This is a genomic window from Polaribacter aquimarinus (assembly GCF_003129485.1).
GTDB classification, from domain to species: Bacteria; Bacteroidota; Bacteroidia; order Flavobacteriales; family Flavobacteriaceae; genus Polaribacter; species Polaribacter aquimarinus.
Map to the genome: position 1 here is coordinate 736,004 of NZ_QFFG01000002.1, position 25,051 is coordinate 761,054.

At 28.7% G+C, this 25,051-nt stretch carries 24 protein-coding genes; 7 read left to right on the forward strand and 17 right to left on the reverse strand.

The annotated features are described in order from the left end of the window. Positions 1-65: 65 nt before the first annotated feature. The 3 genes from DIS07_RS06920 to DIS07_RS06930 all read right to left on the reverse strand — a co-directional run bounded on the left by DIS07_RS06920 (position 66) and on the right by DIS07_RS06930 (position 4,579). Complete coding sequence (locus DIS07_RS06920; RefSeq protein WP_109404578.1) at positions 66-590, reverse strand: DUF3575 domain-containing protein; 525 nt, start codon at positions 588-590, stop codon at positions 66-68. A gap of 57 nt (positions 591-647) precedes the next feature. Next, complete coding sequence (locus DIS07_RS06925; protein WP_109404486.1) at positions 648-4,025, reverse strand: hypothetical protein; 3,378 nt, start codon at positions 4,023-4,025, stop codon at positions 648-650. Positions 4,026-4,087: 62 nt separating this feature from the next. Beyond that, positions 4,088-4,579 (reverse strand): methylated-DNA--[protein]-cysteine S-methyltransferase, encoded by a 492-nt coding sequence (locus tag DIS07_RS06930; protein WP_109404487.1) that lies wholly within the window; start codon positions 4,577-4,579, stop codon positions 4,088-4,090. A 198-nt stretch (positions 4,580-4,777) separates the two neighbouring features. Between DIS07_RS06930 and DIS07_RS06935 the strand changes: the two genes are divergently transcribed. Beyond that, positions 4,778-5,719 carry a DUF4382 domain-containing protein gene (locus tag DIS07_RS06935; protein ID WP_109404488.1) on the forward strand — a complete coding sequence of 314 codons (942 nt, stop codon included), beginning with the start codon at positions 4,778-4,780 and terminating at the stop codon, positions 5,717-5,719. Positions 5,720-5,828: 109 nt separating this feature from the next. Here the strand turns inward: DIS07_RS06935 and DIS07_RS06940 are convergent, their stop codons facing one another. Together DIS07_RS06940 and DIS07_RS06945 are read right to left on the reverse strand one after the other, a co-directional pair. Continuing rightward, positions 5,829-6,923 (reverse strand): hypothetical protein, encoded by a 1,095-nt coding sequence (locus tag DIS07_RS06940; protein ID WP_146190715.1) that lies wholly within the window; start codon positions 6,921-6,923, stop codon positions 5,829-5,831. 4 nt (positions 6,924-6,927) lie between these two features. After that, a complete protein-coding gene (locus DIS07_RS06945) occupies positions 6,928-7,692 on the reverse strand; it encodes a TatD family hydrolase (protein ID WP_109404490.1) in 765 nt (254 codons plus the stop codon). Positions 7,693-7,804: 112 nt separating this feature from the next. On the opposite strand from DIS07_RS06945, the gene DIS07_RS06950 reads away from it, so the two are divergent. Further along, positions 7,805-9,157, forward strand: coding sequence for a DEAD/DEAH box helicase (locus tag DIS07_RS06950; RefSeq protein WP_109404491.1), 1,353 nt, complete (start codon positions 7,805-7,807; stop codon positions 9,155-9,157). A gap of 3 nt (positions 9,158-9,160) precedes the next feature. Next, positions 9,161-9,526, forward strand: a complete 366-nt coding sequence (locus tag DIS07_RS06955) for a Na(+)-translocating NADH-quinone reductase subunit F (RefSeq protein ID WP_109404492.1) — start codon at positions 9,161-9,163, stop codon at positions 9,524-9,526. A 40-nt stretch (positions 9,527-9,566) separates the two neighbouring features. Here the strand turns inward: DIS07_RS06955 and DIS07_RS06960 are convergent, their stop codons facing one another. Together DIS07_RS06960 and DIS07_RS06965 are read right to left on the reverse strand one after the other, a co-directional pair. Next, entirely contained in the window at positions 9,567-10,328 is a 762-nt protein-coding gene (locus tag DIS07_RS06960) for an RDD family protein (RefSeq protein WP_109404493.1), read from the reverse strand. 196 nt (positions 10,329-10,524) lie between these two features. After that, entirely contained in the window at positions 10,525-11,370 is an 846-nt protein-coding gene (locus DIS07_RS06965) for an OmpA/MotB family protein (RefSeq protein WP_109404494.1), read from the reverse strand. Positions 11,371-11,486: 116 nt separating this feature from the next. On the opposite strand from DIS07_RS06965, the gene DIS07_RS06970 reads away from it, so the two are divergent. Next, positions 11,487-12,476 (forward strand): FAD:protein FMN transferase, encoded by a 990-nt coding sequence (locus DIS07_RS06970; RefSeq protein WP_109404495.1) that lies wholly within the window; start codon positions 11,487-11,489, stop codon positions 12,474-12,476. Between the two features lie 80 nt (positions 12,477-12,556). Further along, positions 12,557-13,840 carry a hypothetical protein gene (locus tag DIS07_RS06975; RefSeq protein ID WP_109404496.1) on the forward strand — a complete coding sequence of 428 codons (1,284 nt, stop codon included), beginning with the start codon at positions 12,557-12,559 and terminating at the stop codon, positions 13,838-13,840. On the opposite strand, the gene DIS07_RS06980 is transcribed toward DIS07_RS06975, so the two are convergent. From DIS07_RS06980 to DIS07_RS07010, 7 genes are all read right to left on the reverse strand, one after another. After that, on the reverse strand, positions 13,841-14,614 hold the full coding sequence (locus DIS07_RS06980) for a class I SAM-dependent methyltransferase (protein WP_181374563.1): 774 nt from the start codon (positions 14,612-14,614) through the stop codon (positions 13,841-13,843). A 2-nt stretch (positions 14,615-14,616) separates the two neighbouring features. Beyond that, positions 14,617-15,426, reverse strand: coding sequence for a type I methionyl aminopeptidase (gene map / locus DIS07_RS06985; RefSeq protein ID WP_109404498.1), 810 nt, complete (start codon positions 15,424-15,426; stop codon positions 14,617-14,619). A gap of 57 nt (positions 15,427-15,483) precedes the next feature. Further along, entirely contained in the window at positions 15,484-15,885 is a 402-nt protein-coding gene (locus DIS07_RS06990; protein ID WP_109404499.1) for a BT0820 family HAD-type phosphatase, read from the reverse strand. Beyond that, the gene (locus DIS07_RS06995; RefSeq protein ID WP_109404500.1) at positions 15,885-16,409 is read right to left on the reverse strand and encodes a thioredoxin family protein; all 525 of its coding nucleotides are present in this window, start codon (positions 16,407-16,409) and stop codon (positions 15,885-15,887) included. The genes DIS07_RS06990 and DIS07_RS06995 overlap by 1 nt, the downstream gene beginning before the upstream one ends. Positions 16,410-16,421: 12 nt before the next feature. Further along, positions 16,422-17,939, reverse strand: a complete 1,518-nt coding sequence (gene gpmI, locus DIS07_RS07000; protein WP_109404501.1) for a 2,3-bisphosphoglycerate-independent phosphoglycerate mutase — start codon at positions 17,937-17,939, stop codon at positions 16,422-16,424. A gap of 332 nt (positions 17,940-18,271) precedes the next feature. Further along, complete coding sequence (locus DIS07_RS07005) at positions 18,272-18,526, reverse strand: hypothetical protein (protein WP_109404502.1); 255 nt, start codon at positions 18,524-18,526, stop codon at positions 18,272-18,274. A 55-nt stretch (positions 18,527-18,581) separates the two neighbouring features. After that, positions 18,582-19,358 carry a M48 family metalloprotease gene (locus DIS07_RS07010; RefSeq protein WP_109404503.1) on the reverse strand — a complete coding sequence of 259 codons (777 nt, stop codon included), beginning with the start codon at positions 19,356-19,358 and terminating at the stop codon, positions 18,582-18,584. A gap of 115 nt (positions 19,359-19,473) precedes the next feature. Here DIS07_RS07010 and DIS07_RS07015 point away from each other — a divergent pair, with 115 nt between their 5' ends. Together DIS07_RS07015 and DIS07_RS07020 are read left to right on the forward strand one after the other, a co-directional pair. Then, positions 19,474-21,219: an aromatic amino acid hydroxylase gene (locus DIS07_RS07015; protein WP_109404504.1), complete on the forward strand. Its 1,746-nt coding sequence runs from the start codon at positions 19,474-19,476 to the stop codon at positions 21,217-21,219. 9 nt (positions 21,220-21,228) lie between these two features. After that, entirely contained in the window at positions 21,229-21,540 is a 312-nt protein-coding gene (locus DIS07_RS07020; RefSeq protein ID WP_235869103.1) for a rhodanese-like domain-containing protein, read from the forward strand. On the opposite strand, the gene DIS07_RS07025 is transcribed toward DIS07_RS07020, so the two are convergent. Genes DIS07_RS07025 through DIS07_RS07035 form a run of 3 tightly spaced genes read right to left on the reverse strand, consistent with a single transcriptional unit; the run spans position 21,537 to position 24,640 of the window. Beyond that, positions 21,537-21,911 (reverse strand): hypothetical protein, encoded by a 375-nt coding sequence (locus tag DIS07_RS07025; RefSeq protein WP_109404505.1) that lies wholly within the window; start codon positions 21,909-21,911, stop codon positions 21,537-21,539. The two genes, DIS07_RS07020 and DIS07_RS07025, sit on opposite strands and share 4 nt — an antisense overlap. A 48-nt stretch (positions 21,912-21,959) precedes the next feature. Then, a complete protein-coding gene (locus DIS07_RS07030) occupies positions 21,960-22,613 on the reverse strand; it encodes a response regulator transcription factor (protein WP_109404506.1) in 654 nt (217 codons plus the stop codon). A gap of 47 nt (positions 22,614-22,660) precedes the next feature. Then, on the reverse strand, positions 22,661-24,640 hold the full coding sequence (locus DIS07_RS07035; RefSeq protein ID WP_109404507.1) for a tetratricopeptide repeat-containing sensor histidine kinase: 1,980 nt from the start codon (positions 24,638-24,640) through the stop codon (positions 22,661-22,663). Positions 24,641-25,051 lie beyond the last annotated feature (411 nt).

The window sequence follows — 25,051 nt, forward strand, 5'->3', positions numbered from 1 at the left end:
TTTATTGATAACGTATACCTTTACACAAAATTATTTGATAAAAATAGTGATTTTTTGAGGCTTCATCAAAACCTATATCCAACAGAAATTGCAATTCTACCAAATGGTTCATCATAATCAGATTTTATCAAATTTCTTCCAACTCCTAAAAGTAATTCTGTTGTAAACCCTTTTTTAGAAACGAATTTACCTCCAACAGAAACCCCCAAAGCAAAACCAGTTTCGAAAGATTCATTTTTAGAATTAAAAAGAAAATCACTATCTCTTCTAGAGAATAAAGCACCAAAACCTTCAACAAAAAAACCTCTAGCAAATTTACCAGAAAAATAGCGTCGATAATAAGGTGTCAGAGCAAAGTTTAAATCTGTCTCAGCGGTGTCTGTATTTAAAGTGGCAGATACTCCTAAAGAAGATTCTTCATCAATTAATTTTTCGTAAGATACATCTAGCCATTTTGCAGCAAGTAAAGTAAGTGCATTAATTTTAACCTCATGTTTTTTGTTAATATCTTGTAGAGGTTTTCCTTCCTTTTCTTGAGCGTAAATACATGAACTAATAAATATCAAAATTAAAAATGCTGTTTTTTTCATTTTTTTCATTTTTTTTTGAGTTGTTGATACAAACCTATCAAAAAACAAGCCAATAAACTAAAAAATAGCTTTTAATTGCACGCTTCCTGTATGAATTGTTTTTGAATTTTCACTTTTTCTCCCCAGATAACTTAAATTCAAATTCAAAAAATTGCTTAATTTTTGATTGAAAAGAACGTTCCAAGTGTAGTTTTTACCCGATTGCAACCCTTCTAACATTTGATATGCAACAGGAGAATTTGTGTTTCCATTAAAATCATTTAAAAATACATTTGCATTAGCAGAAATTTGATTTTTATTTTTACTGATATAAAAATATTCTACTCCAAATTTTTGTTGACTCAATGTTTCAAAATCTTGCAACTTATTTTTTTTGTTTTTTAAGTGATAAAAGGCTGTAAAGCGATTGTTTTGATTGTATAAGAAACTTATTTTTGGTTGTATTTCATTTGTTTTTATAAGATAGTTTCTATTATTAAAATTTTCAGTTTGTAAATCGTTTTCAGATACTTTTCCAATCAACTCAAATAACCAAAAGGTTTTAAATTTGTGCGCAAAATCTATTTGATGTAATTGCAGGTTATTCTCTTGATTACCAATTAAAAATTGTTGTTTATTTCTGTTTTTTCCATAAGTGTATGTTACACTGTAATCTTGAAGACCTCTATTAAAATATAGGCTATTTCTTAGATTAAAATTAAGTCCAATTAATTTGTTTTCATCAAAATTAAAAGGATTAAAATTAAAACTATTTCCAATTCTTTTTTGTTCGTTTTCTACACTCAAAAAACTCTGATTGTAAAACTTAGAAAGTATTTTATGAATTCCTTTTTTATATGTCCAAACTCTTGGGTTTAAGGTTAATGATTGAGTAAATTTGGCTCTTTGGGTAGCAATAAAACGCAAATTAGGTTTTGGTAAACGTAAATACGATGCCTGGTCTTGAAATTCTGCAATTTCGAACTCATCAAAATCTTGAATTCCATTATTGTTGTAATCAATCCATGTATAGTATCCTAAACCGGGTTCTGTTTTTACATAAATATATTCTTGTTGAGCAACATTTCCAGAAGAAGTTTCATAAACAGTATTTATGTTTATAAAATTTTTAAATAGTTTTTGGTTGAAAACTACCTTGGAATTTAAAGTTTTTTCATCTTCAGAAAATTGATTTTCTGTCAATCTATAATTAGCATAAAGACTCAGGTTCGTTTTTTTATTTTGAATCAATTTACTATTCAAATAGAGCGTTTTACGATTGTTGATTTCGGTAAAAGCATTCGATTTTATACTATCGTTATTTCTATAATTGAAACCGAGTTTTGCAAAAACTTTGGTGGTATCTCCAATACCAAAATACCCTTCATATTCTTTAAATCGATGACTTGTATTGATAAATTCTTTAGTGTTGATGTTTTGCCTGCTATTAGTTTCAAAATTGATAAATGCCCCCAACCATTTTTTATTGAAATCATGCTCAGCTTTTGCCTTGGCAATAAAAAAGGAATTGTCTTCTGAAGTAGAAGTATTCTCTAAAAAACTTCCATTTAGATAAAATGTGGTTTTTTTTAGGATCATTTTAGATTGAAATTCGTGTTTATTCCCATTGAATGTGTTGGGATAATTTAAATGATTGAATCTGTATAAAACAAAATCGTTTTTTTTACTTTGTAAAGATATTTCTGATTGAAAATAATTTTTTGTGGCATTATTTGTTAAAATATTCCAATCTCTGTTAAATTCTACAGTTTCCCAACCTTGTTCTGTATTAAAGTTATTTTGTACAAACTCGTGAGAAATGGTACTTTTTAATTGCCATTTTTTATCTATCAAAATTTGTTGCCAATCTACTTTAATAGCAGGTGCAACATTATTAGCATCATCTTTAACAGAAAATAAATTGGCATCATTGTTACTAACAGCAACTTCTAAATTAATTTTGGTTTTTTTTTGAGAATCATAATTCGTTTTAAAAACAAAAGCTTGGTATTTATTTGGAGCAGTTAAACGAATTATTGGATTGTAACTTCCTTGATTTACACCAGCATAGACAAAAATATTACCTACAGCTGTACTTCTGTCTAAATTATAATCACCTCTATTTTGGCCAACATTGGTAAAAGTTACAAAGTATAATTCATCATTTGGGTTTTGAGAATATTCAAAAGTTTCAAATACTCCATTAATCACTTTTTTATATAAAACTTTGTTTTCATCAAAAGCATCTACAAAAGCACTCGGTGTCACCATTGCATCAGTATTGTCACCAGCATCAGCTAAAATTTGTTTTTGAGCATCTGTTAAACTTTGTTGAATTGGTTGGTTTTTAGCATCGTTTTCACTGTAAAAATACCCACTAATATTCCATTTATTACTTTTATATTCGACTTCTTCGTAAGTTAAAAATCGAGTGTAGTTTCTATCTGCATATTGAAAATCAATCGCAATTCTCATATCATTTGTAATAGGAAAAGTTGTATTAAATGTAATTTCTGCTAAATTATAATTTATGGTATAATCTTTATCTTCTCCTTCTTCTATTGGAACCCCATTTATAAATACAACTTCGCTACCTTCTATAATTAAAATTGCAGGTTCATTATTAACTCCAAAAATTTTATATGGACCTTGATTTCCTTCTTTACCATTAACATAGTAAGTATTAAATTTACCACGAACAACAGCTCCAGAAGCAGCCACTTTTAAATTTTTATTAACGTTGGCCTCAACTCGTAAGCCAGCAATTTGTTTGCCTATTGGCATAAAATAACTTTCTTCATTTTTAAGTGATATATCACCAGCTCTTACCCGCCAGTTGTCTGTAAACATTTCTACATAAACACGATCAAAATCGCTTAAGTTTTGAGAATATCCATTTTGTTGAATAGGAATATTAGTGTCAAAAATATTAGCTTTTAGTGTTACATTTTTTGATAGTTTTCCTGAGATTTCTAAATCTAAAGACGAGTTGGTAACAGCATTTTGATTGTTTCCCGAAGTAAGTCCTCTTGTAATAAAACCACGAGTTTGTAAACCTTCAAATAATTTTATATCAGCAGTTTTTTTATTGGTAGTTAAACTATACAATTTACCGGTATTGGTTTCGTTAGGGAGTATCAATTTTTCATCAAAAGGTGTATATACTTTGGTAATAAAATCAGGAAGTCTAAAATATTCAACTGTAATTTCTTTATGTTTTTTAGCACTGAGGATTAATACCGCATTGCTAAAATCAATTGTATAAGATGTATTGGGTATTATTTGTAAAGAGGCATCAAAAACTTTAAATATCTTAGGATTTAATGCTACGGAATCTAATAGAATGGTATCTTTTTTAACCAAGATTTTTTTAACCTTAAAATCTTTAGATTTGGTTTGAGATTGAATTGAAAATCCAACAATCAAAAAGAGAAAAAAAAGATATTTTTTTAACATTGATAAACTATACGTAACTAACGTAAAAATAACTTTTTTAATCTATGAATGATGGTTAAAATTTAGAAAAGCGATTGTTGTTTTACAGGATTTTCGTGAGCCAATAACCATTTTTTACGCCAAATTCCGCCTGCATAACCTGTTAATGAACCGTCAGATCCAATAACTCTATGGCAAGGAACAATTATCCAAATTGGATTTTTACCATTAGCAGAAGCTACAGCTCTTATAGCTTTTACATCACCTAAAGCTTTACTTTGTTGTAAATAGGTTCTTGTTTTTCCGTAAGGAATATTTAATAAGGCTTCCCAAACTTTTTTTTGAAAGGGGGTTCCTTTAGGATTTAATGTTAAATCAAAACTTCTTCTTTTACCAATAAAATATTCTTCTAATTGATTAACACAATCTTGCAAACAGCCTGGTGTTTTTTGATATAGAATTGAATTTGCTATAGCATCATTATTTAGAACAGAAACCGATTGAATTCCATTTTCGTCACCAACGATTTCTGCAATTCCTAAAGGTGTTTGGTGGTATGTAGTTTTTGTAGTCAATAGTTTTTATTTCTTTTATAAAAATATAACAAAATAATGTTTTGTAAAAAAAATAATTATAATCAATTTGTTTTTAATAGTTTGAAAATCAGTTAAATAAAAATTATTTTACAATTATTTTAAATTTTAGGTAGGGTAAATTCAAAATAAATACCTCAATATACAAACGAACGAATTATAAATTTAAAATCAATAATTATGAAAAAATCAATTTTTAAAATCGGAATGTTAGCTGTATTAGTATCATTTGCATCTTGTTCAGAACAAGCAGAAAGTTTACCAGATGATACACAAACAAGAAACACAAAAGTGTCTATTACAGATGCACCAATTGATAATGCCGAAGTAAGTGGAGCTTTTGTTACAATTACAGATGTTAAAGTAAATGGAGTCTCTGTTGAAGGATTTAATACGACAACCATCGATTTAATGACTCTGCAAAATGGGAAAAAAGAAATATTAGGAGATTTAGACCTAAAAGTAGGATCTATGTCTGAGGTAAGTTTAGTTTTAGATTACGATTTTGATGAAGATGGAAATTCTCCTGGATCATTCATTAAAACAACAGATGGTGTAAAACATAAATTAGAGGCGAGTACAAAAGAAATTAAAATTGCTGATAGAGTAGAAGTATTAGCTAGTAGCGCTAATGAAATTATCATTGATTTCGACTTAAGAAAAACAATAATTGCTTCTAATGATAACAACCATAAGTTTGATTTTGTAACTGATTTTGAGTTGTCTAATGGATTAAGATTGGTAAACAATGATGAAGCTGGTACAGTTTCTGGATCTGTATCAGATTCTAAAAATACATCAGATAAAATTTTAGTCTTTGCATACAAGGTTGGTGCATATACAGAAGCTGAAACAAGAGGACAAGGAGCAAGTAATGTAAGATTTGCAAATGCAGAAACTAGTGCAGTTGTTTCTTCTAATTCAACTTATAGTCTAAGTTTCTTAAAAGAAGGTGATTATGAAATAAAGTTTGCTTCTTTTACTGATGAAGATCAAGACGGTGAATTAGAATTTAAGGGAATGTTAGATGTAGAAAGTACATTGGGTATAAATTTAAATAGTGTAAACGTATCTTCTAAAACAAACTTAAATTTACTAGTAAATGTAAAAGGAGTAAAATAAAACAGTATAAATTATTTCGAGTAATAAAGTCCGATTTTTAATCGGACTTTATTTATGGTAAGAATAAAACAAAGAATTCTATGTGTAAATATGTAATTTCTAAGTTCAATTATTTTTTAGATAATAGTTTTCCTTCGATTCCAATAGATAAACCTATGTTAAGGGTATAACCTTTTAAATTTGGATTAAAATTAGAATTGCTCATAAAAATACGAGCTCTAAAATAGCTATAACCTTCTTCTCTTAAGCCAAAAACAGTGGGCGTAAAATTTACAGTTTTTTTATTTTTAAAATCGAAATTAAAACCAAATATGGAAGTGCCAGCTGAGGTTTCTTTCTTATTATCTTTATTTCCCGATTCTCCAAAAAACCGAACACCATAACCAACAAAAGGCATAACCCTAATCTTTTTGGCATCATAGACAGGATATCCAAAATACGTATTTAATAACCCAATTGTACTTTTTTCTCCTTTAGAAACCTTAAAAGAGTTGTTAGTTAAATCTTTATTTAATTTACTGTTTGTAAAGCTCATGTTTAACCCCATAAATACTTTTTTGTATGAAAATTCAAAGCCAAGACCTAGCGCAATAGTATTGTTAAAAATTTCATTGTATGTATTACCATAGGCGCTAAAATCTATTCCACTATACATGCCGTAAGTCCAACTACTTTTTCTAAAGTTTGGGACTTTAAAAGAAGCACTATTGGTTAATTTCTGGGTAGTTTTTAACAACCATTTTTTTGTAATATCTTTTTGAATTCCATAATTACTTTCCTCTTGAAAATCTAAAATCTCACGTTCTAACTGATTTTTAGCATCTCCTAATAAAGAGCTTATAGAAAATGTATCATCTATTCTGTAAATAGTTTCTTGGAATTTTCTTTTATGAATTTCTATTAAATTAAAAATTACTTGATTATAGTTTAATTGATGTTTGTCTTTTAAGTTATTATGAACAAATGATAATGATTTGTCTATATAAGCATCAGCAAAAACACCATAATAAGTAATATCATCTATTACTTTCTTATCTGTTTTATACATTAAAACATAGGCTAAGTTAATTGTGCTATTTTTTGTTGGTTTTGCTTGAAAATCATTCCAAGTTAATTTTCCATCACTCCAATATTTTCGATATTCTTGAGAATTAATTGTAAATGTAATTACAAGAACAATTAAGAGTGTTAAGTTTTTTCTCATAACATTAAATATTAAAAATAGTTTTAGAATTATGTGTGGTAATTTTAGCAATTTCTTTAAATGAAAGTCCATAAATATCTACTAATTTATCAATAATATTGGTAATGTAAGCAGATTCGTTTCTTTTGCCTCTATATGGAGTTGGTGCTAAATAAGGCGCATCGGTTTCTAAAACAATGTGTTTGATGTCAATTTCATTCAGAAATTTATCAATCTTCCCATTTTTAAAAGTAGCAACACCACCAATTCCTAATTTCATATTGTAAGAAATGGCTTGTTCAGCTTGTTCTTTTGTGCCTGTAAAACAATGAAAAATTCCGAACAAATCATCCCCTTTTTCTGTTTCTAAGACTTCAAAAATTTCATCAAAAGCCTCTCTGCAATGTATTACAATAGGTAGTTTTTTTTCTTTTGCCCATTGTATTTGAGTTCGAAATGCATCTTGTTGCTGTTTTAAAAAAGATGTATCCCAATACAAATCAATACCAATTTCACCAATGGCATAAAAATCTCTTTTATCAATCCATTTTTTTACGTGACTTAATTCTTCTAAATAATTTTCTTTTACCGATGTTGGGTGTAAACCCATCATTAAAAACACATCATTTGGGTAATTCGCTTCTAAATTCATCATTCTTTCTGTATAAGAAGCGTCTATTGCTGGAATAAAAAAACGAGAAACCCCAGCATCTTTGGCGCGTTGTATCATTGCGGATTGATCTTCATCAAACTGACTAGAATATAAATGTGTATGTGTATCTGTAATCATTAAAATCAATTAAAATCGATAGCAAAACTACTAAATAGGTTTCAATTAAAACTTAAAACCCAAAATTCGTAACTCAAAACTTTAGCTGTACCTTTGCACAAAATTATTTAGAATGACTTTTGAAGATTTAGAAATTTCTAAACAGCTACAATATGCAATTGACGACTTGGGTTTTTTGAATCCAACACCTATTCAGCAACAAGCATTTTCTGTAGTTAGATCTGGAAAAGATGTTGTGGGAATTGCACAAACTGGAACAGGGAAAACTTTTGCCTATATGATGCCAATTTTGCAAGATTTAAAGTTTTCTAAACAGCAACACCCAAGAGTTTTGGTTTTAGTACCAACTCGTGAATTGGTAATTCAGGTGGTTGACGAGATTGAAAAATTATCAAAATACATTAATACGCGTGTTTTAGGAGTTTACGGTGGTACAAACATCAACACTCAAAAACAAGCTATTTTACAAGGGCAAGATATTATTGTAGCCACTCCAGGACGTTTATATGATTTAGCTTTAAGTAATGCTTTAAAATTAAAGTCGATTCAGAAATTGGTGATTGATGAAGTAGATGTAATGTTAGATTTAGGTTTCCGTTTTCAGTTGATGAATATTTTTGATGTGATTCCTGCTAGACGTCAGAATGTATTGTTTTCTGCAACCATGACGCAAGATGTAGATGCATTAATTTACGATTTTTTTAAAAATCCGAGAAAGATTTCTGTAGCGGTTAGTGGAACTCCCTTAGATAATATTGAGCAAGTTTCTTATAATGTGCCCAACTTTTTTACCAAAGTTAATTTATTGAATCATTTGTTAAGCGACAAACAAACCTTTTCTAAAGTTTTGATTTTTGTAGCGTTTAAAAGAAGTGCAGATTTGTTGTTTAAACATTTAGAAGAAGTATTTGGAAGTGAAACCTGTGTCATTCACTCAAATAAAACTCAGAATTACAGAATTCGTTCTATCAGGCAATTTGATGAAGGGAATAATCGAATATTAGTGGCTACAGATGTGATGGCGCGTGGTTTGGATTTTGATGAAGTTTCTCACGTTATTAATTTTGATACACCAGATTTTCCAGAAAATTATATGCATAGAATTGGTAGAACTGGTCGTGCAGAAAAAGCAGGAAAAACCATTTTATTCTCAACTGAAAAAGAACAAAAAGCAAAAGAAAGTATAGAGACTTTAATGGATTATACAATTCCTGTTTTAGAGCTCCCAGAAGATGTTGAGATTTCTAAATTATTGACAGAAGATGAACGCCCAAGAGAAGATAGAGAGCAGTCTAAAAACAGAACAGCATTAGAATATGTACCTGGGCCTGCTTTTCATGAGAAGAGTGAAAAGAACAGTAAAGTAAATTTAGGCGGTTCTTACCGAAGAGAAATTGCGAAGAAATACAAGAAGCCTAAAACAAGAGGAGATAAGAACTACAATAGAAGGAATAAAAAGAAATAAATCATGCAGATTTTAACCGAACAAGAGTTGCATAATTTGGCAATGAATATAGTAGGCGAGAAATTAACCAAAATGGGGTATGAGTTTCAAGCTATTAACAGTAAGTTAAAAAGACATCCTCAGTTTGTACTTTTTAAAAAAGGAGAACCTACCATTTTTGTTTTGGTAAAAGCTACGAATAATTTACAAAACCCAAATGATTATGATGCTATTTGGATGGAAACCTTTAAAAATCATGCAAAAAAACAAAATGCTAAAGTTTGGTTTGCAGGTGTAGGTATTGCCAATGCAGAAAGTGTAGAAAGCCCAATATTTAAAGATCAACCTTACTATGTAGCTTTTGAAGATTTTATAAGAATTTTGGAATAGTTAGCTAACGTGTTGTTATAAGGTTTGTTAGCCTAAGTGATTATTTGTTCAGTTCTATTAATTTCCATTCTCCATTTGGTTCTTTAGTTAGATATACACCAACGTTTAAATCTCTTTTGTTTCCTATTACTTTTATATTTAATTGAGCCTCTCCATATCCATTCGAAATATTTACACTTCCCATAGGCATTAACCCATATTCTTTTATACCACCAATTTCTGACGTTATTTCTTCGTTTTTTTCTATTTCAGATATTGCTACTTTATAAGCACCCGAATTTTTTATTGCAGCACCAGCAAACAAGAATATAAAAGTGAAAAAGACAATACCAATTCCAATTAATACTAAAATTCGTGGAAGCTTTTTCGGTTTGTTTGGGTTCTTAACTACAATTGCCTTTGTAGTTTTGTCTCCAAGTCTTTTTTTCTCTTGACTTGATACAAGTAGTATAAACTCTACTGGCCAAATTATTAAAAATAGATTTCGAAAGAACAATTTTCCAAAAGAAGGAGCTCTATTCAGATTATTTTCATCTCGAACCATAATTCCCATAACCCACTTTCCAGGACTAATACCCTTTATTGAGTCTTTTGCAAAGTATATTAGAAAGCCAATCAACATTGTCGGTAACATTTTATTTGTCAGATTATTGAAGTTATTTTCGTCCATAAAACCTGTTCCAAGTAACAAGAACATAATTCCTATTATCAGAAAAATAAATGTAAAATGGTCAATTAAAAATGCTGCTATTCGTCTTTTTTTACTTGACAAAATATGCTCTTTTTCTAAGTTTTGGTGCATTGGTTGATGTTTGGTTGGCTTATGTTGCTGCTAAAGTAAACACGAATATTTGTTGTGTCAATGAGAACTATTTTTAATTAGCTAAGTTGAGCTTTAAAGGTTAGAGATAATCAATAGTTAAAACCACACTTGTTTATAAACAAAAAAACCACCTGAAAATTAGATGGTTTTTATTGTTTTTTTAGAATAGAAAAATTTAGTCAGCGTCTTGTTCTAACAACTCAAAGAATTGGTTTAACTTAGGCATAATAATAATTTTTGTTCTTCTGTTTTTTGCTCTGTTAGCATCAGTATCATTAGGTGCTAAAGGTACATATTGGCTTCTACCAGCTGCAATTAATCTGTCTGGTTTTACACCATATTTATATTGTAAAATTCGAGTTATTGAAGTAGCTCTCATTGCAGATAAATCCCAGTTGTCCTGTAAGAAATCTGTTTTAATAGATTTAGAATCTGTATGACCCTCAATCATAACTTCCATTTTTGGTTGGTCGTTAATTACTTTGGCAATTTTTTCTAAAACAGTGTATGCTTTATCTGTTACATTATAACTACCACTTTTAAATAGTAATTTATCTGAAATAGAAATAAATACAACAGTTTTTTCAACATTTACTTCTATATCTTTATCTTGAATTCCGTCTGTTAAATTTCTAGTTAAATGATATTTAATGGCTAAGTTTAATGAATCTTTTCGAGTCATTGCTTTTCTTACTCCATTAATGTATTTATCTTTTTCACTTAATTGAGAAATAACACTTTTAATATTATCAGAAGAAGACTGAGTTAAAACCGTTAAATTTTCTACTTGTTTAAGCGCTGTTTTTTTATCTTCTTTTAAAGATTTAACTTGCTCAGATAGAACAAATACTTTTGTTCCTTCTCTTTCTTTTTCGATTAAACATTTTTGCAGGTTAGTTTTAACAGTTGCAAGTTTGTCTTCTGTTTCTTTATACTTTAATTGTAAAGCCACATGTTCTTTTTTAGAAACACAAGAACTTACTAGAATTATAGCTACTAGTACTACTGATAATTTTTTCATTTTTTTAACGATTAAATTCAGTTAACAAATTTATAAAAATGAATCTACAAAAAGTAGTATTAATGATATTTTATGAAAATTTTATATACTATTTTTGTTCAATCAATCTAAAGTTAATGATATCTAAAAAAATACTTGTTTTTCTTGCGACTTTAGGATTATTTTTAAGTTGTACTGATGATAAAAATTATCAAGACTATACTTTAAAAGGAGCAGTTTTTGGAACAACTTATAAAATAGTTTATTTACAAGCTGCTAAGAATTATCAAAAATCTATAGATAGTCTCTTCTTATTGATGAATCAATCACTTTCTACCTACATTCCAAATTCAGATATTTCTAAAATTAACAATGGAAATTCTAAAGTGGTTGTCGATGATTTATTTGTAGAAGTTTTTCAAAAATCAAAAAAAATATATTTAGAAACTAATGGTTATTTTGATCCTACAGTAGGAAATCTTGTAAATGCATGGGGTTTTGGACCTAAAAAAGAAAGAAAAAACTTAACCAAAGATCAGGTAGATAAAGAGATGAAACTGGTAGGTTTAGATAAGGTTACACTAAAGAATAAAATTGTTAGTAAACAAAATTCACAGATATATTTAGATTTTAATTCTATTGCTAAAGGTTTCGGTATTGATATTGTTGCACGTTTTTTCGATTCCAAAAAAATAAAGAATTATTTAATTGAAATCGGTGGAGAAATTCGAACTAAAGGTAAAAAAGCTAAAGATAAACCTTGGACTATAAAATTAATTGATCCTATAAAAAAAGATTTTGATACAGGTTTTAAAGTGATAAATTTATCAAATAAATCTATGGCAACTTCCGGCAACTATAGAAAGTTTAGAATAGCTTCTAATGGAAAAAAATTTGTACACACCATTAACCCTAAAACAGGTTATGCTTTAGAAAGTAATTTATTAAGCGCTTCTGTAATAGCTCCTTTAGATTGTGCTGATGTAGATGCTTATGCAACAGCTTTTATGGCAATGGGGTTAGAAAAAACGTTAAAATTTATTAATAATCAAAATAATCTAAAGGTAATTTTATTGTATTCAAATAATCAAGGAGAAATTGAAGAATTTAGTAATTATACCTATTAGTAGCGATTTTTATGACTAGTTTAAGTACTATTTTTACTATATTGCAGAACTTTATAAATTGGGGATAAATTTATTTAACTATGAAAAAAATTTTACTAACACTTTTGTGTGTGTTAGCCTTTACTGTTACTAATTCGCAATCTAAAAAAGAAATCGCGAATGTTTACATTAAGAGAGCTCAGAATGTTATAGAAGAAAGTATCGATTACAAAGAAGCAAGGGTGCTTTTTGAGAAAGCGATGAAATATCTTGATACGGTAACTGATTACAGAATTGCTAAATTAGGTACTATAATTTATTTTGAATTAAGTGATTTTAAAGAGGCAAAAAAATATTCGAAACAGTATTTTTTAGTGGTAAAAAATAAAAAATCTGAAGATTACTTAAACCAATTGGAACTTGCCGTTACGATAGATGAGGAAATAGAATTGGAAGAAGCTGAAGAAAGAAGACTCGAAGTAGAACGTATCAAAAAAGAAAAAGAATTAAGGAGAATAGATTCTTTAAAAACATTATGGAAAAATAAGTCGGATGACCTCTCATTAAAATTAGATAGTATTTATGATTTTAATAAAAACAGTTTAGCGCTATTTAAAAATAATGGTAATTTTGGAATTATAAACGATAGAGGAGAAATTATTGTAAGTGCTGAAGAATACAAGCATGCTGTTTCTTATGATGGTTATATTTTATTAATGAATAAATCTGTTGAGCCTACTAAAATTTATAGTTTTAATACAAATAGTCAAAACGGTTTTTTACTTCCAAGTCCTTCAGATTTTAATCCATTGTCTACTCATTACGGAGAAGTAATGTTGCCAAGGGGTAATGGAAGATTAGTTACATATCCAAATAATTCACATAAACCATTAGTTTATGATTTAAATCTTAAAAGAATTGTAAACATAGCTAATACAGAAAACTTATTAAAATCTTTAAAGAAAACAGATAGAATCGATAAGTATAATAAAGAAGGGGAAGTGAAAATCAACAAAGTTTGGTATAACTTTGGAGGTCATTTAGGTGGTGGAGTTCATCCTTTATATTCTATAGAAAACTATACATTAAAAGTTTTTCTTTGTTCTATAGATGGTAGTTTATTAAATACCAATTCTACTTATCAATACATAGGGGCATTCCATAACAATAAGTTACAAGCTCTAAAAGGAAATGAAATTACTTGGATTAATCAAAATGGAACTAAAACCAATGCTCCAAAAGATGAATCTGGAAAATATAGTGGTTTAAGTAAAGTAGTTAAAATTGCTCCAGGAGTTTATCATATTATGCAAAATGATTTTATAGTTCTAGGTAAAGAGAAATTAGAAAAATTAGCTGATTTTTTAAGAAGTAATTCTAAATAATTAGATTTTATAGCATACTGGAAGAATCTCATTCTTCATCAAGCAAAATCGTTCTAGTTTTTCTAGAGCGATTTTTTTTGTATAGTCAATTTCATCAACTTTAAAACCTACAGAACGTAGTTTGTTAAAATAATCTCTTCCGTAAATACGAACATGGTCATATTGTCCAAAAACTTCTGCTCGTTCTTTCTTATCTGTAATAGTATCATCTTCGAAAGTTATAGCTCTTGATAAATCTTGCGGAATTTGAAAAATGCCAAATCCACCTTTTTTCATAACTCTAAACAATTCTTGCATTGCTTTGGTATCATCAGCAATGTGTTCTAATACATGGTTGCAAAAAATAACATCAAAAGAATTATCATCAAAGGGTAAATCGCAAATATCAGCTTTAACATCTGCAATAGGAGATTCTAAATCAGAAGTTATATAATTTAAGTTTGTTTGCTTTCTAAATATATCTAAAAAGCATTGTTCAGGAGCAATATGTAAAGTCTTTAATCTCTTTGTTGATGTAAAAAAGTTCGTTTCATCTTTTAAAAACAACCACATTAATCGGTGTCTTTCTAATGATAATGTTGATGGCGATAAAGCATTTTCTCGTTGTTTTCCATATCCATAAGGTAAAAATTTTCGAAAACTTTTTCCATCTATTGGATCGGTAAATTTATTGCCTTTTAAATAAAAAGCAATAATAGGTCTTACGAAATAACTAACCTTTATTAACCAAGGTCTAGGGATAGTGTTTAAAATCGATTTAAATATAGACACAATTATTATGAATTTGCTCTAAATTCATCTTCTTCATTTGTTTCTATACCCAAAGCATCATTTATATATTTAAATGTAGAAAGTAATTCTGGTTTGCCATTTACTATGGCAACATCGTGTTCAAAGTGGGCAGAAGGTTTATTGTCTAAAGTGGTAATTGTCCAACCGTCATTATGTTGTCTAATTTTATGCGTACCTAAATTAGTCATAGGTTCTATTGCAACGACCATTCCTTCTACAAATTTTTTTCCTCTACCTCTTCTTCCGTAGTTTGGCATTTCTGGATCTTCGTGCATTTCTTTTCCTAATCCATGACCAACCAATTCTCTTACAACACCATAACCATGTTTTTCTGTGAAATTTTGGATTGCAAAACCAACATCACCAACTCTATTACCAACTTTAAATTCTCTAATACCCACATATAAACTTTCTTTTGTAATGTCTAAAAGTTTTTGGGTTTCTGCTTTAATTTCTCCTACGGCAAATGTATAAGCATGGTCACCATAAAAGCCATTCTTTTTAGCCCCACAATCTATAGAAATAATATCTCCTTCTTTTAAAGGTTCTTTATTTGGGATACCGTGAACAACTTGAGAGTTTGGACTCATGCAAAGAGTATTAGGGAAGTCATACAAACCTAAAAAACCAGGAATAGCACCTTCTGCTCTAATAAAATCTTCTGCGAGTTTATCTAAATACAAAGTAGAAACTCCAGGTTTTACTTCTTTTGCAAGCATACCTAAAGTTCTTGAAACTATTAATGCACTTTCGCGCATAATTTCTATTTCTTCTCTGGTTTTAATTTTAATCATATTAAAAAAATTGAACCGCAAAGTTACTACATTTAAATTATTAAAGTAAGCGAGTAATTATTTGAAAAAGGAAAATAATCCTTTTTTCTTTTTAGTAGGAGGCTCGTGATTAAAGATAAGTTTATAAATAGCTGTCCAACCTAAAAAACCACCAATATTTCTATCATCAATAAATAAGTCTGCATGAATTTTACGACTGTATTTTTCGTCGTAATTTTCTTCAGGGAAATTTTTATTTACTGCGTAAAATTCTAATCCGTTTTCTTTGCAAAAATCAACAGCTTCATCTAATTTTTTTCCACTTCTGTAGGTCCAAAGAATTAAACGATGTCCTTGAGATTGTAATTTTTTTAAGGTATCAAAAGCAAATATCATTTCTTTACCTATTTTTGGATAGGCGTCTTCTACAATAGTGCCATCAAAATCAACAGCAATAATTAAAGGGTTTTTAGGTAACATTAGTTGTCGTAAGAGTGTTTGTAAGCTTCTTCAGAAACAATTTTAAGTATATCTTTTTCTAAAGTTTCACGAGCATATTCTACATAACGTCCAATTTCTTTTCCGTTTTTGTAGAAAATAAAAGTTGGAACTCTTTTAATATTTAATCCTTCTTGTAAATTATCTGGAGTTTTTTTATTCCTATTCACTGTAATTAATTCTAAATCGTTTAAATTAAAATTAGTCAGTTCTAAGATTTTGTAAAAACGAGGGGTTTCTCGTTTACTATCTCCACACCAGGTTCCCATAAAACCTTTAATTTTAAAACCTTTTATCTTTTTTTTAAGTAAAGAAATTGTAGTTGCATCTGGTTTGTATGTGTTATATTTTTCATCAAACCAAGTTTTATAGGGAGCTTGATTAAAAGACTCTTTATCTGCAAACCCCACTAAATCTCCTCTTTCATTTTTTTGTGCTGTAATTTTTTTTTGAGTAATACAAGAAATTAATAAAGAAACAAAAACGAATAAAAAAAGGTTTTTCATATTAAAATTAGTTTACAGTAATGAGTGTCGTGTCATTTCTTTTGGTTGGTTAACTCCCATTAAATCTAAGATTGTCGGAGCAATATCGCCCAAGATACCACTTTTTATTGATTTTATTTCTTTATCAATTAATATGAAAGGAACAGGATTTGTAGTATGAGCTGTATGAGGAGAGCCATCAGGGTTCATCATAGTTTCACAATTTCCATGGTCTGCAATTAATAAAATAGAGTAATTATTTTTTAATCCAGTTTCTATTACATCTTTTGCACATTCGTCTACAGCTTCGCAAGCTTTTATGGCTGCTTTCATATCTCCAGTATGACCAACCATATCTCCGTTTGCAAAGTTTAAACAAACAAAATCTGTGTCACCTTTTTCTAAATCTTCGCACAATGCATCCCTTAATTCGTAAGCAGACATTTCTGGTTGCAAATCATATGTAGCTACTTTTGGAGAATTTCTTAAAATTCTTTTTTCACCTTTAAAAGGTTCTTCTTGACCTCCAGAAAAGAAAAAAGTTACGTGCGGATATTTTTCGGTTTCTGCAATTCGAATTTGCTTTTTACCGGCATTAGCTAATACTTCTCCAAGTGTTTTTTTAATATTTTCATTGGTATAAATTACATTAATTCCTTCAAAAGTATCGTCATATAAAGTCATAGTAGTGTAATACAGGTCTAACTTTTTCATATTGTACTCCGGAAAATCTTTTTGGGATAAAGCATTGGTTAATTCTCGCCCCCTATCTGTTCTGTAGTTAAAGAAAATAACTACATCACCTTCTTTAATTTGTGCCTTTGGTAATCCATTTTTATTGGTAACTATAATAGGTTTGTGAAATTCATCAGTAATACCATCTTCATAATTTTTGTTCATTGTTGCAATAGCATCTGTAGTTTTTGTTCCAATACCATTAACAACACCATCGTAAGCTTCCTTAACACGTTCCCAACGATTATCTCTATCCATTGCGTAATAACGACCCGTTACTGATGCTAGTTCACCACCATTTTCATTCATATATTCTTGAACGTTGTTAATAAAATAGGTTCCAGATTTTGGATCACAATCTCTACCATCTGTAAATGCATGTAAATACAAATTTTCTAAACTATTTTCTTTAGCAACATCTATAATTCCTTTTAAATGATCAATATGTGCATGAATTCCACCATTAGAAACCAATCCTAATAAATGAACATCTTTATTGTTTTCTTTAGCATGGTTTAAAGTGTCTAACAATACTTTTTCTTTTCCTAAAGTTTTCTCTTTAACTGCTTTATTTATTCTTGCTAAATTTTGATATACGATTCTACCAGCACCTAAATTCATATGCCCAACTTCAGAATTACCCATTTGCCCCTCTGGTAAACCAACATGTTCTCCGTCAGTTCTTAATTCTGCATTAGGGTAATTATTATATAAACTATCAATATATGATGTTTTTGCATTGTAAATCGCGGATACCTTTGGGTCTTGTGTAATTCCCCAACCATCCAAAATCATAAGTATAACTTTCTTGTTCATTTTCTTAAATTGAACAGTAAAAATAAGAAAGTTTTTTAGCTTATTTTAATTTTTTTACGAAACCGATACCGTAGATTTTAAGTGTAAAAACGTAATGTTTTTCTAATAAAAACAACATATAATTGTTAATTTTTTAACAATTTTAAAGATGTTGTTAAATAGTTGTTAGTTAAAGTTTAATACTGAAACATTTTTTGTTTTTGGTAGTCTATAAATTAGAAAGCATCAAATACTTTGTCTTTATTTTGATGCTCTAACTTTAGAGCAACTATTTGAATTGATTATCTAAAGGAAAAATAGAGATTGTCTTTTTTAAAAAGATGGTCTCTATTTTAATTTAATAAGAACAATAGTACAATAATGCTTACTATAAGAATAAATATTTTTCTTCTAAAATTTCTTTCGTTTTCTTGTAAAATCTTTTCTTTAATCTTTTTTAACTCTAGTGGTGATGCTTTTTTTTTAAAATAAAGTTCAGATTTTTTACTTTTTTTAAAGTCTTTGATTTTATCAAAAGTAGAAACACGATTTCTTTTATTACTTTTTAAACTTGCAATCATATGTGCCACAAAACCTTCTCCTGCCATAGCTTATAATTTTTATTTAATTATAAGTGCAAAAAAGTCTACAAATGTTACAAACTTACCTTCTGTATTTTCTAATAGCTAGCTTAATTTTAGCAATTCTATTCTCTGGGTCAGGATGTGTACTCTGAAATTCAGGAATTCTATTTGGGCCAGCTGCAGCTTTTAAAATTTGCATAACTCCAATTAAACTTTCCGGATTATAACCAGCGTTAATCATTAGTTTTACACCTAACTCATCGCTTTCTAACTCGTCACCTCGTCCATTTTTTAATAAAGTTTGTTGTCCAATTCCGTTGGCCAACTCTCCTAAATCTGCTCCAACAGAAGCACCCATAGTTAATAATTTCCAGAAATTTGCATCTGTTATTCTTTCGTTAGAGTGTTTTCCTAAAACATGTCCTATTTCATGACCTAAAACCCCTGCTAATTGATCTTCATTTTTTAATTTAGAAAATAGCGCATAGGTGATAAAAATCTGTCCGCCAGGTAATGCAAAAGCATTAATGGTTCTCTCATCTTTTAAAAGGTGAAACTCATACCGATATCCTGATTTTTTTGCAACAGTATTATCGACTAGTTTTTTACCAACTCTATCTACAAAATCCTGTAATTGTTGATTAGGATAAAGCCCACCATGCTGTTGTGCCATCATTGGAGCTTGTTTTAGGCCAATAGCAATTTCTTGTTGAGTTGATAAACTAATTGCTTGTGATTTTCCTGTATAAGGATTAATTTCACTTTGACTACATTTTCTTAGATAAGCAAAGACAACTATTGCAATACCAATAAATAAGCGAATTTTAAAGCTTCCACTTCTTCTTCCTAATCTCATTAATTATGATTTTTTGTTGATTGCTATAAAGATACAAAAACAGAAGTTTTAACAATATGAAAATGTGAAATCAATATTTAAATGTGTAATTTTGTAAGAATAATTCAATTATTTTATGAAAACTAACTTTGAATTAAACGATGTCACAAAAAAGCTGCCAAAACATTTACATAAATTTGTTTTAAAACAGCCTTATGAGGAATATACAGCACAAAATCAGGCAGTCTGGAGATATGTAATGCGCATGAATGTAGATTACTTAAAAAAAGTTGCCCATAAATCGTATATAAAAGGGTTAAGTAAGACTGGGATTTCGATAGAGAATATTCCTCATATGGAAGGAATGAACCGAATTTTAAAAGAGATTGGTTGGGCCGCTGTTTCTGTAGATGGTTTTATTCCTCCAAATGCATTCATGGAGTTTCAAGCGTATAATGTTTTGGTAATTGCTTCCGATATGAGAACTATAGATCATATCGAATATACACCAGCACCTGATATTATTCACGAAGCTGCAGGTCATGCGCCAATAATAGCAAATCCAGAATATGCAGAATATTTAAGAAGATTTGGAGAAATAGGCAGTAAAGCAATTTCATCAGCAAAAGATTATGAAATGTATGAAGCCATTAGATTGTTGTCAATTTTAAAAGAAGATCCAAACTCTTCTAAAAAAGAAATTCAAAAAGCTGAAGAAATGGTAACTTATCTGCAAAATAATATGAGCGAATTATCTGAAATGGCTCAAATTAGAAATTTGCATTGGTGGACAGTAGAATATGGATTAATAGGGACATTACAAGATCCTAAAATATATGGTGCAGGTTTATTATCATCAATAGGAGAGAGTAAGTGGTGTATGCAAGAAGAAGTGAAAAAAGTACCTTATACTATAGAGGCAGCTAATATAAATTTTGATATTACCAAACCACAACCTCAGTTATTTGTTACACCAGATTTTGCGCATTTAAGTTTGGTTTTAGAACAATTTGCTAATAAAATGGCATTACGAAAAGGGGGATTAAAAGGAATAAAAAAGTTAATTAACTCAAAAAACTTGGGGACAATTGAATTAAGTACTGGATTGCAGATTTCAGGTGTTTTTACAAAGGTAATTGCTGATGAAAACGGAAAACCAATTTATTTTCAAACTATTGGAGAAACCGCTTTGGCAAATAGAGATAAAGAATTAATTGGTCATGGAATCGAAAATCATAAGGATGGTTTTGGAAGCCCTATTGGAAAACTAAAAGGAATTAATATCCCTATTGAAAATATGAGTCCAAGAGATTTAGAAGCTTATCAAATATATGAAGGCAAACAGATTATATTAGAATTTGAAGGCGGAATAAAAGTACAAGGTGATGTAATTACAGGAACAAGAGATTTAAGAGGTAGAATACAACTTATTACTTTAATAAATTGTACTGTTAAACATTTTGACAACATTTTATTTAATCCAGCATGGGGCATATATGATATGGCTATTGGCAAAGAAGTAGTTGCTGCATATTCTGGACCTGCAGATGCAAATTCTTTTTATAATGTAGGAAAAGTATCAGAAACAAAAACACATAAAATACGATATACTGCTTCTCAAAAGGAATTGTATAAATTGTATGATAAAGTCAGAAAAATCAGAGCAAGTAAAGTAGTCTACGAAGAAAAAATAACAAAAATATTTAATCAGTTAAAAACTAAGTTTCCAAAAGATTGGTTATTGCAATTAGAACTTTATGAATTATGTTTGCAACATAATTTTTCTATAAAAAAAGATGTTTTAGAAAATTTAGAAAAATTAAAATGTAACAAAAGCTACACAAAACTAATAGAAAATGGATTAGCTTTGTGCCATAATTAACAACAGATTATGGGGATATTTAACTTGTTTAAGAGAAGAGATATGAGTTTAGAAATTAAAGAATATTTAGAAAAAGGAGCGGTTATTTTAGATGTTAGAACACAAATAGAATGGGATGAAGGGCATACAAATGGCGCAAAACATATTGTTTTAAATACTATACCATCACAAATAGAAAAAATAAAATCTTGGAACAAACCTATTATTGCAGTTTGTAGAAGTGGTGCAAGAAGTGGACAAGCAACACAGTTTTTAACTCAAAATGGAGTTGATGTAATTAACGGTGGACCTTGGCAAAATGTAGATGAACTGGTGGCTTAAGATTTTCTTAATCTTTTAAATCTTTTGTAAGTTCTATAACGACTTTGTACTTTTTTAATGATTGCAAAAGTACCACCCAACATAGCACCTACAAAAATGCCCATGGTTAATGGGTCGAAATGATGACCTGTAATAAGATATTTTGTGTAAAATACAATTGAACCAATAATTATTGAAATTAAAAATACTTGTAATTTAGATTTTGATAAGTGAGCATAGATACCACAAAAAACTCCAGTAACAATTGATGTTGCTGTAATTTTTGTTAGAAAAAGGTCTATAATATTAGTTTGATGAAATAGAAATAGAGAGGTAATAAACATACCGATTAAAGTTCCAAACAATATTCCAATAAAAATTTTTTGAATCATTTTACAGAAGGGAAATTATACCCTCTAAAATTACAATTTTTATTTTACTTATATCAAATTTCTTTTTTGAGCTTTCATAACAGCTTCCATCTTACTGTGCACTTGTAACTTCTTATAGATGTTTTCTATGTGTTTTCGAACAGTTGAGGGAGAAATTATTAGGTTTTCAGAAATAACATTATAATTTAAACCTTTACTTAACTGAGTTAAAATTTCTGTTTCTCTTTTAGAAAGTTTTATTTCTTCAGATTCTCTAGGTTTAAGGTTAAGAGCACCTGGGTTTCTTAAGAGGTTTAGAGTTTTAAGAGCTATACTTGGTGTCATAGGCGCACCTCCTTCTGTGACTTCTAAAATGCTTTTATGTAAGTTCTCGGCATCAATTTCTTTTAATAAATAGCCATTAGCTCCTGCTTTTATTGCTTGAAAAACATAGTTGTCATCATCTAAAACAGTTAGCATAATGATTTTAACCTGAGGATACTTGTTTTTAATTAATTCTGTAGCTTTAATTCCATCCATTTCTGGCATTTGAATATCCATAAGGATAACATCAATATTATGATTTTCTTCTAGTTTCCCTATTAACTCAGCCCCATTGTTAGCATGGAATTTTACAGAAATATCATCAAAAAAAGAGAGTTTTTCCTTGATCGCTTTTACTAAAAAATAATTGTCTTCTGCTATACAAATTTTTAAATTCATCAGTTTGGTTAGTTTATTTCTAAATTAATACTTTAAAAAGAACTAAATTATACGTCATTTGACGTATTTTTTAAAGCAACTGCAACTATAATTTCTGTACCTTTTTCTTTTTCTGATATAATCTTTACTTTTCCTCCAACTTCACTCATTCTTTTCTCCATATTACTCAAACCATTACCTAAATCAACAGACTTTATATCAAATCCATTACCATTATCTTTTACGATAGCTTCAAACAAATTATCTTTTTTACGTAAAAGAATTTCAAGTTGATTAGCTTCTGAATATTTAATAGAGTTATTTATAGCTTCTTGAATCACTCTAAAAATATTCATACCGATTAAAGAAGTAAAAACCATATTTAAGTCTATATTATATTCTACTTTAAAAGTGATGTTTGGAGAAGCTACTTTTGCTTTTTCTACATAAGACAAAATTCTTGTGTGTAAATCTTCGACTGTGATTTCTGATTTATTCATAGCCCAAATGGTATCACGTAATTGATGTATAGTATCTGAAGTAAAACCACTAATACTTGTTAATTTGTCTTTTAATTTTTTATTTGCATCTTTAGAAATATATTTTAAATTATCAATGGAAGAAATAATAAATGTAAGTTGAGAACCAATGTTGTCATGTAAATCTCTAGAGATTCTTAAGCGTTGCTCTTGTAATCTGTTTTGAGTTTTTATGGTTGCTAATGCATCTTTTAAATCAATTTCTTTTTTAAGTTGTTTTCTCTTTAGTTGATTTTTTTTGTAAACAGCAAAAAAGATAATTCCTAAAATTATTAAAGCAGATGCTAACAAGATAGTAAATAACGTTTTGTTTTTTATTGCTAATTCTTGAGTTAAGAGTTGCTCTTTTTGGATGGCATTTTCTTTTTCTATTTTTTCAGTTTGATATTTTGTTTCTATCTCTAAAACTTGTTTGGTTACATTTTCGTTTCTAATAATATTGTTTAAATCATCATATTTTTTTTGATAAAAAATTGTGCTGTCTGGTTGTTTTAAGTAGGCTTTAAGCATTAAAAGAACCTTATAAGCACTTAGTTCTAATTCTTTAGCTTTGAGTTTTTTTGAAAGTAATAATGATTCGTGTAAATATGGTTCTGCCGTTTTAAATTTAGCTGCTTCAAAATATAAAACTCCAAGATTACCTGTTACACTAGCTAACCCATAAGAATCTTTTAAATTTTTTCTAATAGTATATGCTTTTTTATAAAAATCTAATGCAAGATCCATCTTTGACTCTTCTTTATAAATATTTCCATAATTATTATAAACGATAGATAGATTTCTAATTAAGTTATGTTTTTCAGAAATAGCAATAGCTTTATCGTAGTAGTTTTTAGATTTCTCTAATTCATTTAATCTCTGATAAACATTTCCAATATTTACATAAGATTCTGCCAATTCTGCTGGGATTTTTGTTTTTTCTCTTGTAGCTAAAACGGAAAGGTGTATTTTTAAAGCCTTATCAAATTGATTTAAATTTTGATAAATATTAGCAATGTTATTTTGATTTATAATTACATGCCTTTTCATTCCTAAAGCTTCATACATTCTCAAGGACTTATTGTTAAAATATAAAGCAGAGTCTAAAATTGAATTCTGTTGAAAAGAAATCCCAATTTTAGAATATAACCCGGCCAGACCTATAGAGTCATTTATTTTAGTTCTAATTGTTAATGATTTTCGATAGTAATATCGAGCAGAATCATATTTAGAAGTTCTATAGTGTATTATTCCTAAGTCATTGTAAGACTGTCCAATACCTTTTAGATTGTTACTTTTTATAGATAGGTTTAACCCTTTTTTTGTGTAAAAAAAAGCAGAATCTATGCTTACATTTCCATAATACCAACCTAAATCACCAAGGTATTTAATTCGAATAGAATCGTTAAGAGAAGAGTCTTTTAGCTTTGCTTTTAGTGCATTAATTTGCTTTTGTTGAGAAAATATTAATGATGAAGCTATTGTAATTAATAGAAATAAAGCACTCTTTTTTTTGGATTGTAGAAGCATAATAAACTTGAAATAAATAATAGTCTTCAATTTACACAATAATTCTGATTTCAGGTTCTTTATATTTAAGTAAAAGAATTCAAAAAAATGAGACTATCAAAGATTATCAGTATGTTTACTTTACATTATAAGTAGATAAAGGATGTTTAAAAAATTTCACTCAAAGAAAAATGAGTTTCTAAAACATCAACTTTCATTTTTTGAAGTTTTTGTTGCGTTTTTTCAGATAATAAATCTATTTCTAAAGATGTTTTTTTTAAACCTTTAGAAACTCTTTTTTCAGACTCAATTTGCTTATATAAAAGTAATAGTTTATTAGTTTCAACTATTCGATGTTTTTTGTAATTTATAGACAATGATATTATCAAAACTAATACAACGAATAGTAGAAAAACTAATAAAAAAACATTT

What these genes read in the sequence shown, in the direction of transcription:
- DIS07_RS06960 (WP_109404493.1), bottom strand. Translation starts at nt 10,328, where the DNA reads ATGCACCAAAACTTAGAAAAAGAGCATATTTTGTCAAGTAAAAAAAGA.
- DIS07_RS06965 (WP_109404494.1), bottom strand. Translation starts at nt 11,370, where the DNA reads ATGAAAAAATTATCAGTAGTACTAGTAGCTATAATTCTAGTAAGTTCT.
- DIS07_RS06925 (WP_109404486.1), bottom strand. Translation starts at nt 4,025, where the DNA reads ATGTTAAAAAAATATCTTTTTTTTCTCTTTTTGATTGTTGGATTTTCA.
- DIS07_RS07030 (WP_109404506.1), bottom strand. Translation starts at nt 22,613, where the DNA reads ATGAATTTAAAAATTTGTATAGCAGAAGACAATTATTTTTTAGTAAAA.
- DIS07_RS06950 (WP_109404491.1), top strand. Translation starts at nt 7,805, where the DNA reads ATGACTTTTGAAGATTTAGAAATTTCTAAACAGCTACAATATGCAATT.
- DIS07_RS07005 (WP_109404502.1), bottom strand. Translation starts at nt 18,526, where the DNA reads ATGGCAGGAGAAGGTTTTGTGGCACATATGATTGCAAGTTTAAAAAGT.
- DIS07_RS06940 (WP_146190715.1), bottom strand. Translation starts at nt 6,923, where the DNA reads ATGAGAAAAAACTTAACACTCTTAATTGTTCTTGTAATTACATTTACA.
- DIS07_RS06990 (WP_109404499.1), bottom strand. Translation starts at nt 15,885, where the DNA reads ATGTTACCTAAAAACCCTTTAATTATTGCTGTTGATTTTGATGGCACT.
- DIS07_RS06935 (WP_109404488.1), top strand. Translation starts at nt 4,778, where the DNA reads ATGAAAAAATCAATTTTTAAAATCGGAATGTTAGCTGTATTAGTATCA.
- DIS07_RS07010 (WP_109404503.1), bottom strand. Translation starts at nt 19,358, where the DNA reads ATGAGATTAGGAAGAAGAAGTGGAAGCTTTAAAATTCGCTTATTTATT.
- gpmI (WP_109404501.1), bottom strand. Translation starts at nt 17,939, where the DNA reads ATGAACAAGAAAGTTATACTTATGATTTTGGATGGTTGGGGAATTACA.
- DIS07_RS07035 (WP_109404507.1), bottom strand. Translation starts at nt 24,640, where the DNA reads ATGCTTCTACAATCCAAAAAAAAGAGTGCTTTATTTCTATTAATTACA.
- DIS07_RS06995 (WP_109404500.1), bottom strand. Translation starts at nt 16,409, where the DNA reads ATGAAAAACCTTTTTTTATTCGTTTTTGTTTCTTTATTAATTTCTTGT.
- DIS07_RS07015 (WP_109404504.1), top strand. Translation starts at nt 19,474, where the DNA reads ATGAAAACTAACTTTGAATTAAACGATGTCACAAAAAAGCTGCCAAAA.
- map (WP_109404498.1), bottom strand. Translation starts at nt 15,426, where the DNA reads ATGATTAAAATTAAAACCAGAGAAGAAATAGAAATTATGCGCGAAAGT.
- DIS07_RS06945 (WP_109404490.1), bottom strand. Translation starts at nt 7,692, where the DNA reads ATGATTACAGATACACATACACATTTATATTCTAGTCAGTTTGATGAA.
- DIS07_RS06920 (WP_109404578.1), bottom strand. Translation starts at nt 590, where the DNA reads ATGAAAAAAACAGCATTTTTAATTTTGATATTTATTAGTTCATGTATT.
- DIS07_RS06955 (WP_109404492.1), top strand. Translation starts at nt 9,161, where the DNA reads ATGCAGATTTTAACCGAACAAGAGTTGCATAATTTGGCAATGAATATA.
- DIS07_RS07020 (WP_235869103.1), top strand. Translation starts at nt 21,229, where the DNA reads ATGGGGATATTTAACTTGTTTAAGAGAAGAGATATGAGTTTAGAAATT.
- DIS07_RS07025 (WP_109404505.1), bottom strand. Translation starts at nt 21,911, where the DNA reads ATGATTCAAAAAATTTTTATTGGAATATTGTTTGGAACTTTAATCGGT.
- DIS07_RS06975 (WP_109404496.1), top strand. Translation starts at nt 12,557, where the DNA reads ATGAAAAAAATTTTACTAACACTTTTGTGTGTGTTAGCCTTTACTGTT.
- DIS07_RS06970 (WP_109404495.1), top strand. Translation starts at nt 11,487, where the DNA reads ATGATATCTAAAAAAATACTTGTTTTTCTTGCGACTTTAGGATTATTT.